The following is a 15,425-nucleotide window of genomic DNA, read 5'->3' as shown; positions in this document are numbered from 1 at the left end:
CGGTCTCCTGACGAGGCGATGATAGCCTCATGGCGTGCGTGACGGGGGCTCGGGCACGATCTTGCGCACCTCGCCGAGCATCAGCTCGCCGAGCGCGAGCTGGCCGTGCATCGACAGATGGGTGTCGTTGGGGAAGTAGAAGTCGCGGATCCGGGTCTTCTTTTCCTGCGTGAAGGCGAACAGGTCGGGGCCCAGGCCCGAGGTCTTGAAGGCCTCGACGAAGGCCTTCGAGTGCGAGGGATCGATGTAGGTGGTGGTCTTGTTGGGGATCACCATCCAGAGCATCGGGAATGCGGTCTGCGACTTCGTGAAGGCCTGCATCGCGGCCACGTCCGCGGCCGGCAGCTCGCCGTTCTCGTCGTCCTCGCCGAAGAACAGGGCCTTGTTGCACAGGCGGTGACTGAACATTTCGCAACCATTGACCACCGTGCGGGCCTTGGTGCGGTCGGTGGAGACCGTGTCGGCCGTGGTCGCCTTGGCGGCGCGCGTGTACTTGAGCGTGTCCAGGCCCGAGGTGAGCTTGGCGCCCCAGTTGAGCGCGAAGCCGGGCACGTGCTCGAGCGGCACCGCGAAGGGCTCGGTGCGCGCGGCGAAGGGCCGCTTCATCGTCTCGCAGCTGCGCGTGTAGCGCATGCGCTCCTGCAGGATGCGCTCCACGCTCTCGACGATCACGAGCTTGCCCTTGAAGCCGGCGCGCGCGAGCCAGGCGTCGAAGTCGCCGCACAAGCGCTCGTCGAACTGCCCCCAGAAAGCCGTGGTGACCTTGTAGCCGGCCTTGACCAGCACCGACTGCCAGCGGTGCGTCATCGAGAAGCTGTCGCCGATCACGACGATGTCGGCCTGGTCGAGCGGCACGGCGTGGAGGTACTCGGGCGCGACCTTCGGCGGCTCCTGGGTCCAGCCGAACTCGCGGTCGGACATCAGGCCGATGCGGCTCAGGTCGCCGTAGGGAATGGGCGTCGCGAGCGTGAGCACCAGCAGCGACGAGATGACGAGGAATCCGGCCACGAAGATCCGCAGCCACAGTTTTGCGGGCGTCATGTCAGAACTGGAAGTAGAGGAAGGGGCTGTAGGTGCCCAGCTTCGAGATGCAGATGCCGAGCAGCGTCACGGTGAAGAGCGCCATCGCGGCCGTGAACAGCTTGTTGAGCGCCGGCCGGCCGGCCAGCGCGGCGGCCTGCGGCACCCAGCGCTGCAACGTGATGGTGGGCGGCAGCGCGAGGCAGATGATGATCGCCACCAGCATGGTCTGGAAGAACTCGGGCTTGCGGTAGGGCACCGCGAGGAACTCGCGGAATGCGGTGCCGGGCACGCCGTGCAGGCCCAGCATGCCGCGGTAGATGTCCATGGCGGCGTGCAGGCTCTCGGCGCGGAACATCACCCAGGCGATCATCACGCACAGGAAGGTCAGGAACCAGCCGAAGACGCGGCCGGCGATGCTCGGCGGGCCCTTGCGGCGGAAGGTGGTGGTCCAGATGTGGTTGATCATCAGGAAGATGCCGTGCAGCGCGCCCCAGATCACGAAGGTCCAGGCTGCGCCATGCCACAGGCCGCCGAGCACCATCGTGAGGAACAGGTTCACGTGGCGGCGCTTCGGGCCCTTGCGGTTGCCGCCCAGCGGGATGTAGAGGTAGTCGCGCAGGAAGGTCGACAGCGAGATGTGCCAGCGGCGCCAGAACTCGATGATGCTGGTCGACTTGTAGGGCGAGTTGAAGTTCAGCGGCAGCTGCACGCCCAGGCACAGCGACAGGCCGACCGCCATGTCGGAGTAGCCCGAGAAGTCGAAGTAGATCTGCAGCGTGTAGGCGAGCACGCCGAACCATGCGGTGTAGAGCGTGGGCTCGATGCCGTTGTGCACGCCGTTGAAGACCAGGTCGGCGTACTGGCCCATCGGGTCGGCGATCAGCAGCTTCTTGGCCAGGCCGAAGGTGAAGATGGCCAGCCCGAGCGCGATCTTGTTGGGGTCGGCGCGGTAGGTCGCCGGGTTGGCGAACTGCGGCATCATCTGCGCGTGGTGCAGCACCGGGCCCGCGATCAGGTGCGGGAAGTAGGTGACGAACAGCACGTAGTGGATGAAGCTGCGCTCGTGCACCTTGCCCTGCCAGCAGTCGACCAGGAAGGCGATCTGCGTGAAGGTGTAGAACGAGATGCCGATCGGCAGCACGATGTGCAGCAGCGGAATCGGCGCGAGGCCCGCGGCACTCAGGCCGTCGTTGACGTTCGAGACGAAGAAGTTGGCGTACTTGAACACCGCCAGCACCACGAGATTGACCGTGAGCGCCGTGATCAGCAAGGTCTTGCGCCGGCGGTCGTCGCGCCCCGGTGCCGGCGTCAGGCGCAGGCCGAACCAGTAGTTGACGCAGATCGAGGCCAGCAGCAGCGGCAGGGCCTGCACGCTCCACCAGCCATAGAAGAACAGCGAGGCCAGCGCAAGAAACCCGGCTGCGGCCCGGATGTTGCGTTTGCCGATCAGGAAGAACCCGAGCAGCACCAGCGGGAAATAGACAAAGATGAAGGAATACGAGTTGAACAGCATCTCGAGAGGAGGCGCTGCTGCGAGCGCCCTTTTGTCGTAATCGTGGTGCAGCCGCCGCTGCGGCTAACCGGTGATTATCGCGTGCTGGCCGAGGCCCACCGTTTCCAGAGACCCCGCACCTGCTCGGCGAGTTCCTCCAGGGTCAGGCTTTCGTTGTCGATGACCGCGTCGGCCGCGGCCCGGCGCAGCGCCCGCGGGGCCTGCTGCGCGATCACCGAGCGCACGGCTTCGGGTGCCCAGCCCGAGCGCGCGACGACGCGCCGCAGCTGGGTGGCTTCGGTGGCGTCGACCACCAGCACGCGCTCGACCAGTGCGCGCCAGCGCCCCGATTCGACCAGCAGCGGGACATCGAAGAGGACGATGGCATCGGGACCGGCGGCCGCGGCTTCGCGCCGGGTCTCGGCGCCGATCAGGGGGTGCAGGATGCCTTCGAGCGCGCGTTTGGCCTCGGGGTCCTGGAATACGATCTCGCGCATGCGGGCGCGGTCGAGGCCGCCGTCCGGCCGCAGCACCGCGGCGCCGAAGCGGGCCTCGAACGCGGGCATCGCGATGCCGCCGGGTTCGGCGATGCGGCGCGCTATGGCATCGGTGTCGACCAGCACCGCGCCCTCGGCGACCAGCAGGCTCGCGACGGTGCTCTTGCCGCTGCCGATGCCGCCGGTGAGGCCGATGCGCCGGATCATGAGAGGGGCGTGGCCTTCAGTGCAGCCAGGGGCCGAGCGGGAAGGCGAAGGGCACCCATTGCTTGACGACACCGGGGCCGATGACGAGGCAGACCAGGCCCGCGCCCGCGAGGAAGGGGCCGAAGGCGATCGGGATGTCCTTGTGGGCCAGCTTGCCCGCCACGCGCATGCCCAGGCCCAGCACGGCGCCCACGAGCGACGAGACCAGGATGATCGCGATCAGGTAGTCGGCACCGAGCCATGCGCCCAGCGCCGCCAGCAGCTTGAAGTCGCCGTAGCCCATGCCTTCCTTGCCCGTGATGAGTCGGTAGCCATGGTAGACCAGCCAGAGGCTGAGGTAGCCGAACACCGCGCCCCAGACCGAGAACAGCAGCGAGGTGCCGGTCCAGCCCGCGGCCGCGCCGATCAGGCCGAGCCACAGCAGCAGGTAGTTGAGCGAGTCGGGCAGGAACTGGGTGTCGAAGTCGATCAGGAACTGGCAGACCAGCAGCGCCGCGAAGGCGGCCCACAGCGCGCCCGTCGGCGTGAGGCCGAAGCGATGGCCGCAGAGCGCGAACAGCGCGGCGGTGGCCAGTTCGACCAGCGGATAGCGCGGGCTGATCCGGGTCTTGCAGGCGCCGCAGCGGCCGCGCAATACGAGGTAGCTCAGCACCGGGATGTTCTCGTACCAGCGGATCTCGTGGCCGCAACTGCCGCAGCGCGAGCCGGGTCGCATGAGGTCGAAGCGCGGCAACTTCTCGAGTTCGACAGCGGCTTTGTCGGCCGCGGCTTCGAGGCCGGCCGGGGGCTGCGCCTTGGGGCCGAAGACCAGCGACCAGAGCGAGGGCATGTCCTTGACGCTCATGAGGTTCGCGACCGCGTCGTTCAGCCAGTCGCGGTACATCATGACCGGCGTGCGGTAGATCACCACGTTGAGAAAGCTGCCGATCAACAGACCGAGGACGCCGGCCAGCGCGGCGTCGAATCCCTGCGACACCGGCATCAGACGACCTGGCCGAGCTTGAAGATGGGCAGGTACATCGAGACCACGATGCCGCCGATGATCACCCCGAGGAAGACGATGATGATCGGCTCCATCAGGCTCGACAGGCCGGCGACCATGTCGTCGACCTCGGACTCGTAGAAGTCGGCCGCCTTGCCGAGCATGTGGTCGATGGAGCCCGACTCCTCGCCGATGGCGGTCATCTGGACCACCATCGAGGGGAACAGATTGACGTTGATCATCGCGTTCGTGAGGCTGGTGCCGGTCGACACCTCCTGCTGGATCTTGGCCGTGGCATCGCTGTAGACGGTATTGCCCGAAGCGCCGCCGACCGAATCGAGGGCTTCCACCAGCGGCACGCCCGCGGCGAACATGGTGGCCAGCGTGCGCGTCCAGCGTGCGACGCAGGACTTCTCGATCAGCGCGCCGAAGATCGGCACCCGCAGCAGCAGGCGGTCCATGACCCGCTGCACGCGCTCGTTGCGCTTCCAGGCCTGGAAGAAGAAATAGAGGCCGCCGCCGATCACGCCGAAGATCAGCCACCAGTACGCCACGAAGAATTCGCTGACCGCCATCACGAAGAGCGTGGGCGCGGGCAGGTCGGCGCCGAAGGAGCTGAACACCTGCTTGAAGGCCGGGATCACGAAGATCATGATGATCGCGACCACCACGAAGGCCACCACGACCACCGAGGTCGGGTACATCAGCGCCGACTTGATCTTTGACTTGATGGCCTCGGTCTTCTCCATGTAGGTCGCCAGGCGGTCGAGCAGGTCTTCGAGGATACCGGCCGCTTCGCCAGCCTCGACCAGGTTGCAGTAGAGGTTGTCGAAGTACTTCGGGAACTTGCGGAAGGCCGACGACAGCGAGGTGCCGGTTTCGACGTCGCTGCGGATCTCGTTGAGCAGCTTGGCGACGCTGGGGTTGGCGTTGCCGCGGCCCACGATGTCGAAGGACTGCAGGAGGGGCACGCCCGCCTTCATCATGGTGGCGAGCTGGCGCGTGAAGATCGCGATGTCCTTGGGCTTGATGCTCTTGCCCGAGCGGGTGCGGCGCTTCTTGATCTTGCTGGCGAGCACGCCCTGGCGCCGCAGCGCGGCCTGCACCTGGTTCTCGCCGGCGGCACGCAGTTCACCGCGCACCATCTTGCCGTTGCGATCCTTGCCTTCCCATTCGAAGACGAATTCCTTGACGTCGCGCCGTTGCCGGTTTGCCGTCGATGCTGCTGTGGCCATTCGGTTCGATCTCCGCTTCCAGTGTGTTCGTTATAGGTTGGTGACCGCCACCACTTCCTCGAGCGAGGTCAGGCCCTGCATCACTTTTCGCAGGCCCGACCGGCGCAGCGAGCGCACGCCTTCGGCTTCCGATTGCTGCGCGATGTCGAGCGCGCTGCCGTCGCGCAGGATGATTTCCTGGATCGCCTCGGAGATCGGCATCACCTGGTAGATGCCCACGCGGCCCTTGTAGCCGCCGCTGCAGGCCGCGCAGCCCACGGGCCGGTAGGGCTTCCAGCTGCCGTCGATCTCGTCGTCCTGGAAGCCTGCTTCGAGCAGCGCTTCGCGCGGGATGTCGACGGGCGCGCGGCAGGCCATGCACAGCCGCCGCGCGAGCCGCTGGGCGGTGATCAGGATCACGCTCGACGCGATGTTGAAGGGCGCGATGCCCATGTTGCGCATCCGCGTGAGGGTAGTGGGAGCGTCGTTGGTGTGCAGCGTCGACAGCACCAGGTGACCGGTCTGGGCCGCCTTGATCGAGATGTCGGCGGTTTCGAGGTCGCGGATTTCGCCGACCATGATGATGTCGGGATCCTGCCGCAGGAAGGCCCGCAGCGCGGCCGCGAAGGTCAGGCCTGCCTTCTCGTTCACGTTGACCTGGTTGACGCCCGGCAGGTTGATTTCCGACGGGTCTTCGGCGGTCGCGATGTTCACGCCCGGCTGGTTCAGCAGGTTGAGGCAGGTGTAGAGCGACACCGTCTTGCCCGAGCCGGTCGGCCCGGTGACCAGCACCATGCCGTAGGGGCGGCTGATGGCGTGCAGCAGGCGTTCCTTCTCGTCGGCGTCGTAGCCCAGCGCATCGATGCCCATGCGCGCGCTGCTGGGGTCGAGAATCCGGACCACGATCTTCTCGCCGAACAGTGTGGGCAGCGTGCTCACGCGGAAGTCGATCACCCGGTCGGGACCGATCTTGAGCTTCATGCGCCCGTCCTGGGGCACGCGCTTCTCGGAGATGTCGAGCCGCGAGATGACCTTGATGCGCGAGGCCAGCTTGTCCTTGATCACGGTCGGTGGGCTCGCCACCTCGCGCAGTTCGCCGTCGACCCGGAAACGCACGCGGTAGTGGTGCTCGTAGGGCTCGAAGTGGATGTCCGAAGCGCGCATGCTGACCGCGTCGAGCAGCATCTTGTGCAGAAAGCGCACGACCGGCGCGTCCTCGACCTCGGCGATCGCCTGTTCGTTGGCGTCGCCCGCGGTGTCGGCGCTGACGTCGTCGAACTCGAACTCGGTGCCGACGATGCTGTTGATGGTTTCGGCCGCGCTCGCGGCGGCGGCCTCGACCATGCGCGACAGCTTGTCGTACTCGGCGATGACCCAGTCCACGCCCATCTGCGAGGCGAACTTGATCTTCTCGGCGGCCTGCTGGTCGGACGGATCGGCCGTGGCAACGATCAGGCGGTTGTTGCGCTTGCTGAGGACGACGATGCGGTAGGCCTGGCAGAGCTTGGGATCGAGCAGATCCTTCGGCAGGCGCTGGTGGTCGATGGCGTCGAGATCGAGCAGCGGAGCGCCGAATGCATTCGAGAGCGTGTGGGCGAGGTCGGCGGCCGAGACGGCGCCGGTGCCCGTGAGCTCGGCGATGAAGCTGGAGCGGCTGCTCAGCGACTTCTGATAGAGATCTTCCGCGGTTTTCGCGGGCAGCTTGCCGGCCGAGACCAGCGCGCGTGCAAGCCCTGGCAAGGCGACTTGCGGGTTTTCTTTAACGGGAAGTTCGGCTGCAGCCATCAGCGAATGCAAGAGATGTGAGAAATTGCTTCACGATCATCGCCGAACACTTCCGTGCTGTAAATCGCTGTACAGCAACAGAAAATGGCATTCTGATGGTTTATGCCAGTCGAAAAGACTGGTCGGGGTGAGAGGATTCGAACCTCCGGCCTCTACGTCCCGAACGTAGCGCTCTACCAGGCTAAGCTACACCCCGATGGTGCGAAAAGTCAGTCGTCCTTGGCCAACTCGTAAGAGGTGTCAGGCACGCCGCTCAAGCAGCTGAGCCGCTAATTGTAGCAAACCTGAAGCGTGCGAATTCGTCGCGAAGCCGTCGAGCGCAGAAATTGCGCGTTGTGCTTCAGCTGCGGCTGCCGCGCGCGATGCATCCAGGGCACCGGTTTCGCGCACGATCTCGACGATCTTGCCCAGCTGGGCGGTGTCGCCCGCCTCGATGGCCGCGCGCACCAGCGCGCTCTGGGCCGCGGTGCCGCGCTGCATCGCAAAGATCAGCGGCAGCGTGGTCTTGCCTTCGCGCAGGTCGTCGCCGAGGTTCTTGCCGGTCTCGCTGGCGTCGCCCGCGTAGTCGAGCACGTCGTCGATCACCTGGAAGGCCGTGCCCAGTGCCTGCCCGTAGGTGGCGCAGGCCTCCTCGACTGCGGGCGTCACGCCTGCCAGGACTGCGGCCAGGCGCGTGCTGGCTTCGAACAGCTTGGCGGTCTTGGAGCGGATGACGCGCAGGTAAGCCGACTCGTCGAGCGAGGCGTCATGCATGTTCATCAGCTGCAGCACCTCGCCTTCGGCGATCACGTTGGTCGCTTCGGCCAGGATCTGCATCACGCGCATGTTGTTGGCATCCAACATCATCTGGAAGGCGCGCGAATAAAGGAAGTCGCCGACCAACACGCTGGCGGGATTTCCGAAGGATTCGTTGGCGGTCGGCCGCCCGCGGCGCAGCGTCGACTCGTCGACCACGTCATCGTGCAGCAGCGTGGCGGTGTGGATGAACTCCACCACGGCCGCGAGATTGAAGCGCTGTTCGCCGGTGTAGCCGAGCGCGCCGGCCATCAGCAGCAGCAGCGCCGGCCGCAGGCGCTTGCCGCCCGCGGAGATGATGTACTTCGAGACTTGGCTGACCAGCGGCACCCCGGTGTCGAGGCGGTTGGAGATCACGCGGTCGACTTCGACCATGTCACCGGCGATCAGGCCGAGGACTGCGGCGGTGGGGGAGGTGTCGGCGGCGGGAACTGACAAAGCGTGGGCGCTGGGCGCTGCTGAATACAGGGATGGCGCAAGACGCCGGAAGGCGCCGATTATAGGGAGCGGGAAGCGGCCACCGGCCTCGGCCGGGTGCCCGGCCATGTGAGCATGCGCAAACCGTGCTATAGTCTTGGGCTCTGCGGAATTCGCCGCGGAGACTCAATTCCTAAGAGGTTCACATGTACGCGGTCATAAAAACCGGTGGCAAGCAGTATCGCGTTGCTTCCGGCGAGAAAATCAAAGTAGAACAGATTGCTGCGGACGTTGGCCAGGAAATCGTGATCGACCAGGTTCTGGCCGTCGGAAACGGCGCTGAAATCAAGGTTGGCACGCCCCTGGTGTCCGGTGCAACGGTGACGGTCACGGTGCTGTCGCACGGCAAGCACGACAAGGTTCGCATCTTCAAGATGCGCCGTCGCAAGCACTATCAGAAACGTCAAGGCCATCGCCAGCAGTTCACCGAGCTGCAAATCGGCGCGATCGCCGGTTAAGGAGCAGACTCCATGGCACAGAAAAAAGGCGGCGGCTCCACGCGAAACGGGCGCGATTCCAAGCCCAAGATGCTCGGCGTGAAGGCCTTCGGCGGCCAACTGATCAGCGCCGGCTCGATCATCGTGCGCCAGCGCGGTACCCAGTTCCACCCCGGCGTGAACGTCGGCGTGGGCAAGGACCACACGCTGTTCGCCCTCGTCGACGGCCACGTGTCGTTCGGCTTCAAGGGTGCGCTCAACAAGCACATGGTCAATGTGACGCCGGCGGCCTGAGCCTCCAGCCACTTCGACTGTCTCGGAGCCCCGCTTTGCCGGGGCTTCTTCATTTGTAAACTGGACATCCCATGAAGTTCGTCGACGAAGCCTTCATCGACATCGCCGCCGGCGATGGCGGCAACGGCTGCGTGTCGTTCCGCCATGAGAAGTACAAGGAATTCGGCGGCCCCAATGGCGGCGATGGCGGGCGCGGCGGCCATGTGTTCGCCGTGGCCGACTCGAACCTCAACACGCTGGTGGATTTCCGCTACTCGCGCCGGCACGAAGCCAAGCGCGGCGAGCATGGCATGGGTTCCGACATGTTCGGCGCCGCGGGCGACGACATCACGCTGAAGATGCCGGTCGGCACGATCATCACCGACGCCGAAACCGGCGAGGTGCTCTACGAACTGCTCACACCCGGCGAGGTCATCACCATCGCCAAGGGCGGTGACGGCGGGTTCGGCAACCTGCGCTTCAAGAGCGCCATCAACCGCGCGCCGCGCCAGAAGACGCCCGGCTGGCCCGGCGAGCGCAAGAGCCTCAAGCTCGAACTCAAGGTGCTGGCCGACGTGGGCCTGCTGGGCATGCCGAACGCCGGCAAGTCGACCTTGATCAGCGCGATCTCGAACGCGCGCCCGCGCATCGCCGACTATCCGTTCACCACCCTGCACCCCAACCTCGGCGTGGTGCGCGTCGGCCCCGAACAGAGCTTCGTGGTGGCCGACCTGCCCGGCCTGATCGAGGGTGCTTCCGACGGCGCTGGCCTCGGCCACCTGTTCCTGCGCCACCTGCAGCGCACCCGGCTGCTGCTGCACGTGATCGACCTCGCGCCCTTCGACGAGACCGTCGACCCGGTCGCGCAGGCCAAGGCGATCGTGGGCGAGCTCAAGAAGTACGACGCGCAGCTCTACGAGAAGCCGCGCTGGCTGGTGCTCAACAAGCTGGACATGATCCCCGAGGAAGAGCGCGCCGCGCGCGTGAAGGACTTCGTGAAGCGCCTGCGCTTCAAGGGCCCGGTGTTCGAGATCTCGGCGCTGACGCGCGAAGGCTGCGAGCCGCTCGTGCACGCGATCTATCGCCAGGTGAAGGCCCAGCAGGTGGCCGAGCAGCCGCAGGCCGAGATCGATCCGCGCTTCGTCGAACTGCCGCCCGAAAAGCCCTGAGCGGGGGCCTTCGGCCCGGCCCTGCAATGCTATTGATTAAATAGCATAATCGTCAGTCTTCACGCCAGCTACAGCCTCCAATGACCTCGAATACCGGATCCACAGCCCTGCGGGACGCCCGCCGCATCGTCGTCAAGGTGGGCTCGAGCCTCGTGACGAACGAGGGCCGCGGCCTCGACGAGGGCGCCATCGGTGAGTGGTGCCGGCAGCTCGCCGCGCTGGTGCGCGACGGGCGCGAGGTGGTGATGGTCTCGAGCGGCGCCATCGCCGAGGGCATGAAGCGCCTCGGCTGGAAGACCCGGCCGCACGAAGTGCACGAGCTCCAGGCCGCGGCGGCCGTCGGCCAGATGGGCCTGGCCCAGATGTACGAGACCAAGCTGCGCGAGAACCGCATCGGCAGCGCGCAGGTGCTGCTCACGCACGCCGACCTGGCCGACCGCGAGCGCTACCTCAATGCCCGTTCGACCCTGGTGACGCTGCTGCGCCTCGGCGTGGTGCCGGTCATCAACGAGAACGACACCGTGGTCAACGACGAGATCAAGTTCGGCGACAACGACACGCTCGGCGCGCTGGTCGCTAATCTCGTCGAGGCCGATGCGCTGGTGATCCTCACCGACCAGCGCGGCCTCTATTCGGCCGACCCGCGCAAGGACCCCGACGCGAAGTTCATCCACGAGGCCGCCGCGGGCGACCCGGCGCTCGAGGCCATGGCCGGTGGCGCGGGCTCGAGCATCGGCAAGGGCGGGATGATCACCAAGATCCTCGCGGCCAAGCGCGCGGCCGGTTCGGGCGCCTCCACCGTGATCGCCTGGGGCCGCGAGCCCGACGCATTGCTGCGGCTCGCGCAAGGCGACGCCATCGGCACGCTGCTGGTGGCGCAGACCGCGAAGCACCAGGCGCGCAAGCGCTGGATGGCCGACCATCTGCAACTGCGTGGCGCCGTGATCGTCGATGCCGGCGCGGCCGCCAAGGTGCGTGCCGAGGGCAAGAGCCTGCTGCCGATCGGCATGACGGGCGTATCGGGCGAGTTCTCGCGCGGCGACGTGATCGCGGTGCGCGATGCCGAGGGCATCGAACTGGCGCGCGGCCTCGCCAACTACTCGAGCGTCGAGGCGCGGCTGCTGTGCCGCAAGCCCTCGGCCGAGTTCGAGCGGCTGCTGGGCTACGCCGCCGAGCCGGAGATGGTGCACCGGGACAACATGGTGCTGATGCCGGTCTGAGCCTTGCCTCGACCCGCGCCAAAGAAAAAGGCCCCGATCGGGGCCTTTTCTCATCGTGCCGGCGTGCCGCTCACTGCACTTCGCGCACCGGATTGCGGATGTACTGGACGATCTCGCTGGCCGTCGAGCGCGGTGCGCTGTCGCGGCACAGGCCCTGGGTCGCGATGGCCCAGGTGTAGCGCGAGTTGAGATCGGTGATGCGCTTCCACTCGGGCGCCTTGGCCAGCTCCCAGGCATTGCCGCTGTAGCGCGCATAGCTCTTCATCTCGCCGGTCTTGCAGCGCACGCCGTCGTAGAAGGCGTTGACCGTGCCGCCCGCCTTGCTGCTCGCCACCACCACGTAGCGCACGATGCCGTCGGGCGTGATCGTAATGGTCTTCGGGTCGATGCCGAACTTCAGCGTCATGTAGGGCGGCATCTCGATCGGCACCAGGCGGTTCTGGTCGAAGGCCGGTGGCGGCGGCGCCGCCGACTCCTGCCACTCGGCATCGGACTGCGTCGTCTTGGGCGGGGGCGGCATGCCGCTTTGCGCCCAGTCGGGGTTGTCGGTGTCGTGCTTGGCCGAGCCGCAGGCGGCCAGCAGCAGGGCACTGGCGAGAACGAGCGCCGGGCTAGCGCGGCGTGGGAGGTTGCGCAGCGGATGCGGACGGAAAGACGGGGCCGTCGGAAGAGTCGGTCGCAGATTTGACATTGGGATCCGGGTCGAAGCTCGCGCCCGGAGGCAGTTCGAAGTTGGCGTCGTGGCCGCCTGCGGAGGGATGGCGCTCGAACTCTCGGGCGCGCACGTTGCTGCGCAGGAAGCGGTTGCGGAAATCCTGCCGTGGCAGGTAGCGAGCAAGCTCGGTGAGCGCCATCTCGTAGACGCCCCGTTTGAATTCGACGACGACGTCGAGCGGCACCCAGTAGTCGTGCCAGCGCCAGGCGTCGAATTCGGGATGGTCCGTGGCACGCAGGTTGAGATCCCAGTCGTGGCCGACCAGTTGCAGCAGATACCAGATTTGTTTCTGGCCCTTGTAGTGACCTCGTGCGTCTCGTCGGATGAACCGATCCGGCACCTCGTAGCGCAACCAGTCGCGGGTACGGGCCACGATACGCACGTGCTCCGGATGGAGACCCACTTCCTCATGCAATTCCCGGAACATGGCTTGCTCGGGACTTTCGCCGCGGTCGATGCCGCCTTGCGGAAACTGCCAGGAATGCGTGCGGATGCGTTTGCCCCAAAAAACCTGGTTTTTCTGGTTGAGCAGGATGATGCCGACGTTGGGCCTGAAGCCGTCCCGGTCGAGCATAATCAAACCCCAATTTTTGAACTGAGTCGATTATGCATGCCGGGTTGCACTCGGCAAGCGACCGGTTCCGGGCTCTCAGGGTCTCTACGGGGGCCGTCGTCCGTCTCGTTTCACTCCGAACCAGCACCGCATTTCCGATGAAAGCATCCCGTTTCTTCGTCTCCACCCTCAAGGAAGCGCCGGCCGATGCCGAGGTGGCGAGCCACCGTCTCATGATGCGCGCGGGCATGATCAAGAAGGTCGGCACCGGCATCTACACGTACATGCCCATGGGCCTGCGCGTCATCCGCAAGGTCGAGGCGATCGTGCGCGAGGAGATGAACCGCGCCGGCGCGGTCGAGCTGACGATGCCGGTGGTGCAGCCCGCCGAGCTCTGGCAGGAGTCGGGCCGCTTCGACAAGATGGGCCCCGAGCTGCTGCGCATCAAGGACCGCCATGACCGCGACTTCGTGGTGCAGCCCACCAGCGAAGAGGTGGTGACCGACATCGCGCGCCAGGAGATCCGCAGCTACAAGCAGCTGCCGAAGAACTTCTACCAGATCCAGACCAAGTTCCGCGACGAGCGCCGTCCGCGCTTCGGCCTGATGCGCGGGCGCGAATTCATCATGAAGGACGCCTACAGCTTCGACCGCGACCTCGACGCGGCCAAGGCCAGCTACCAGGCGATGGCGCAGGCCTACCGCAACATCTTCGACCGCTTCGGCCTGCGCTACCGCGCCGTGGCGGCCGACAGCGGCGCCATCGGCGGTGACCTCAGCGAGGAATTCCAGGTCATCGCCGCCACCGGCGAGGACGCGATCGTCTACTGCCCCGACAGCGACTACGCGGCCAACATGGAGAAGGCCGAGGCGCTGGCCCCGGCCGGCCCGCGTCCCGCCGCCGCCAATGCGCTCGAGAAGACGCCCACGCCCGGCAAGAGCACCTGCGAGGATGTCGCCGTGCTGCTCGGCGTGCCGCTCGCCACCACCGTGAAGTCGCTGGTGCTGGCCACCGACATCGTCGACGACGCCGGCAACATCAAGGGCTCGCAGGTCTGGCTGCTGCTGCTGCGCGGCGACCACGAAATGAACGAGATCAAGGTCGCCAAGCTGCCCGGCCTCGACAAGGGCTTCCGCTTCGCGACCCTGGCCGAGATCGATGCGCACTTCGGCTGCAAGCCAGGCTACCTCGGCCCGCTGAACCTCAAGAAGCCGGTGAAGCTGGTGGCCGACCGCGAAGTCGCGCTGATGGCCGACTGGATCACGGGCGCCAACGAGGTCGACTTCCACATGACTGGCGTCAACTGGGGCCGCGACCTGCCCGAGCCCGAGCTGGTGGCCGACCTGCGCAACGTGGTCGCGGGCGATGCCTCGCCCGACGGCAAGGGCGTGCTGGCGATCGAGCGCGGCATCGAGGTGGGCCACGTCTTCGTGCTGGGCACAAAGTACAGCAAGTCGATGAACGCCACCTTCCTCGACGAGGCCGGCAAGCCGCAGTTCCTCGAGATGGGCTGCTACGGCATCGGCGTCACGCGCCTGCCTGCCGCCGCCATCGAGCAGAACCACGACGAGCGCGGGATCATCTGGCCCGACGCGATCGCGCCGTTCACCGTGGTGGTGTGCCCGATCGGCATGGACCGCAGCGCCGAGGTCAAGATCGCGGCCGAGGCGCTCTACGAAGAGTTGCTCGCCAAGGGCGTCGACGTGCTGCTCGACGACCGCGGCGAGCGCCCGGGCGCGATGTTCGCCGACTGGGAACTGATCGGCGTGCCGCACCGCGTGGTGATCTCCGACCGCGGCCTCAAGGAAGGCCAGCTCGAATACCAGCATCGCCGCGACACCGCCGCGACCAAGGTGCCGGCCGCCGGCATCGCGGACTTCATCGCGGGCAAGCTCGGCGCATGAGCCTGCCGGGCGGCTTCTCCCGGCGCCGCTGTCTGAGTGCCGCGGCGGGCGCCCTCGCGGCGCTGTCGCTGCCGCGCCCCGCACTGGCCGGCGCGCAGATCGAGGAGCCGCTGATCGACTCGGTGCGCACCGCGCTGAGCTCGGCCATCCACAACAAGGCACCGCCGGTGCCGCAGTTCGCGAACACCGAAGCCCGGCTGGCCTACCTGCGCTGGCTCGGCGAGATGAGCGAACGGCTCAAGAAAAAGATCGCAGACGCGCCCTCGCGCATCGAATTCCTGCAGACGGTCTGGTACGAGGCCAAGCGCTCGGGGCTCGACGTGAGCCTGGTGCTCGGGCTGATCCAGGTCGAGAGCAACTTCCGCAAGTTCGCCGTCTCGAGCGCGGGCGCGCGCGGCTACATGCAGGTCATGCCGTTCTGGACCCGCGTGATCGGCGACAGCGACCCGGCCAAGCTGTTCCACATGCAGACCAACCTGCGCTTCGGCTGCGTGATCCTGCGCCACTACCTGGACCGCGAGAGCGGCGACCTGTTCATGACGCTGGGCCGCTACAACGGCAGCCGCGGCAAGGCGCCGTATCCGAACGCGGTGTTCTCGAACCAGCGGCTGTGGGCTTGGGCCGACCGCGAGCGCGAGATCGAGCGCAAGGAACAGGACAAGGCCCGTTCCGCGGCCTGACC

At 66.6% G+C, this 15,425-nt stretch carries 15 protein-coding genes and 1 tRNA gene; 6 read left to right on the top strand and 10 right to left on the bottom strand.

All coding sequences use genetic code 11. From position 1 onward, the window contains the following. Positions 1 to 27: 27 nt before the first annotated feature. The 8 genes from AC07RM_RS32295 to AC07RM_RS32260 form a co-directional block, all read right to left on the bottom strand. On the bottom strand, positions 28 to 1,041 hold the full coding sequence (locus AC07RM_RS32295) for a hypothetical protein (RefSeq protein ID WP_490875682.1): 1,014 nt from the start codon (positions 1,039 to 1,041) through the stop codon (positions 28 to 30). A gap of 1 nt (position 1,042) precedes the next feature. Beyond that, positions 1,043 to 2,536 carry an MBOAT family O-acyltransferase gene (locus AC07RM_RS32290; RefSeq protein ID WP_490875681.1) on the bottom strand — a complete coding sequence of 498 codons (1,494 nt, stop codon included), beginning with the start codon at positions 2,534 to 2,536 and terminating at the stop codon, positions 1,043 to 1,045. Positions 2,537 to 2,610: 74 nt separating this feature from the next. Continuing rightward, positions 2,611 to 3,219 carry a dephospho-CoA kinase gene (gene coaE, locus AC07RM_RS32285; RefSeq protein WP_495337071.1) on the bottom strand — a complete coding sequence of 203 codons (609 nt, stop codon included), beginning with the start codon at positions 3,217 to 3,219 and terminating at the stop codon, positions 2,611 to 2,613. A gap of 16 nt (positions 3,220 to 3,235) precedes the next feature. After that, entirely contained in the window at positions 3,236 to 4,201 is a 966-nt protein-coding gene (locus tag AC07RM_RS32280) for a prepilin peptidase (RefSeq protein ID WP_495337070.1), read from the bottom strand. After that, positions 4,201 to 5,436 (bottom strand): type II secretion system F family protein, encoded by a 1,236-nt coding sequence (locus tag AC07RM_RS32275; RefSeq protein WP_495337069.1) that lies wholly within the window; start codon positions 5,434 to 5,436, stop codon positions 4,201 to 4,203. Before AC07RM_RS32275 ends, AC07RM_RS32280 begins: the two co-directional genes overlap by 1 nt. A gap of 30 nt (positions 5,437 to 5,466) precedes the next feature. Then, entirely contained in the window at positions 5,467 to 7,200 is a 1,734-nt protein-coding gene (gene pilB / locus AC07RM_RS32270) for a type IV-A pilus assembly ATPase PilB (protein WP_495337068.1), read from the bottom strand. Between the two features lie 119 nt (positions 7,201 to 7,319). Then, positions 7,320 to 7,396 (bottom strand) — tRNA-Pro (locus AC07RM_RS32265). Between the two features lie 44 nt (positions 7,397 to 7,440). Then, positions 7,441 to 8,433, bottom strand: a complete 993-nt coding sequence (locus tag AC07RM_RS32260; RefSeq protein ID WP_093341026.1) for a polyprenyl synthetase family protein — start codon at positions 8,431 to 8,433, stop codon at positions 7,441 to 7,443. A 185-nt stretch (positions 8,434 to 8,618) separates the two neighbouring features. On the opposite strand from AC07RM_RS32260, the gene rplU reads away from it, so the two are divergent. The 4 genes from rplU (at position 8,619) to proB (ending at position 11,571) form a co-directional block, all read left to right on the top strand. After that, complete coding sequence (gene rplU, locus AC07RM_RS32255; RefSeq protein WP_057592097.1) at positions 8,619 to 8,930, top strand: 50S ribosomal protein L21; 312 nt, start codon at positions 8,619 to 8,621, stop codon at positions 8,928 to 8,930. 12 nt (positions 8,931 to 8,942) lie between these two features. Continuing rightward, positions 8,943 to 9,203 (top strand): 50S ribosomal protein L27, encoded by a 261-nt coding sequence (rpmA, locus tag AC07RM_RS32250; RefSeq protein WP_057592096.1) that lies wholly within the window; start codon positions 8,943 to 8,945, stop codon positions 9,201 to 9,203. 71 nt (positions 9,204 to 9,274) lie between these two features. Further along, a complete protein-coding gene (gene cgtA / locus AC07RM_RS32245) occupies positions 9,275 to 10,351 on the top strand; it encodes an Obg family GTPase CgtA (protein WP_495337067.1) in 1,077 nt (358 codons plus the stop codon). An 80-nt stretch (positions 10,352 to 10,431) separates the two neighbouring features. Next, positions 10,432 to 11,571: a glutamate 5-kinase gene (gene proB, locus AC07RM_RS32240; protein ID WP_093341023.1), complete on the top strand. Its 1,140-nt coding sequence runs from the start codon at positions 10,432 to 10,434 to the stop codon at positions 11,569 to 11,571. Between the two features lie 70 nt (positions 11,572 to 11,641). Here the strand turns inward: proB and AC07RM_RS32235 are convergent, their stop codons facing one another. Together AC07RM_RS32235 and AC07RM_RS32230 are read right to left on the bottom strand one after the other, a co-directional pair. Then, the gene (locus AC07RM_RS32235; RefSeq protein WP_495337066.1) at positions 11,642 to 12,091 is read right to left on the bottom strand and encodes a CNP1-like family protein; all 450 of its coding nucleotides are present in this window, start codon (positions 12,089 to 12,091) and stop codon (positions 11,642 to 11,644) included. Positions 12,092 to 12,182: 91 nt separating this feature from the next. Then, positions 12,183 to 12,860 (bottom strand): RNA pyrophosphohydrolase, encoded by a 678-nt coding sequence (locus AC07RM_RS32230; protein ID WP_093341020.1) that lies wholly within the window; start codon positions 12,858 to 12,860, stop codon positions 12,183 to 12,185. A gap of 137 nt (positions 12,861 to 12,997) precedes the next feature. Between AC07RM_RS32230 and AC07RM_RS32225 the strand changes: the two genes are divergently transcribed. Together AC07RM_RS32225 and AC07RM_RS32220 are read left to right on the top strand one after the other, a co-directional pair. Then, positions 12,998 to 14,743 (top strand): proline--tRNA ligase, encoded by a 1,746-nt coding sequence (locus tag AC07RM_RS32225; protein WP_495337065.1) that lies wholly within the window; start codon positions 12,998 to 13,000, stop codon positions 14,741 to 14,743. Next, positions 14,740 to 15,423, top strand: coding sequence for a lytic transglycosylase domain-containing protein (locus AC07RM_RS32220; protein WP_495337064.1), 684 nt, complete (start codon positions 14,740 to 14,742; stop codon positions 15,421 to 15,423). Before AC07RM_RS32225 ends, AC07RM_RS32220 begins: the two co-directional genes overlap by 4 nt. The last annotated feature ends 2 nt before the right edge of the window (positions 15,424 to 15,425 follow it).

The organism is Variovorax sp. GW821-FHT09B05 (genome assembly GCF_059418265.1).
The sequence above is the reverse complement of the archived record's forward strand: the minus strand, read 5'-3'. Positions and strand labels throughout refer to the sequence as shown.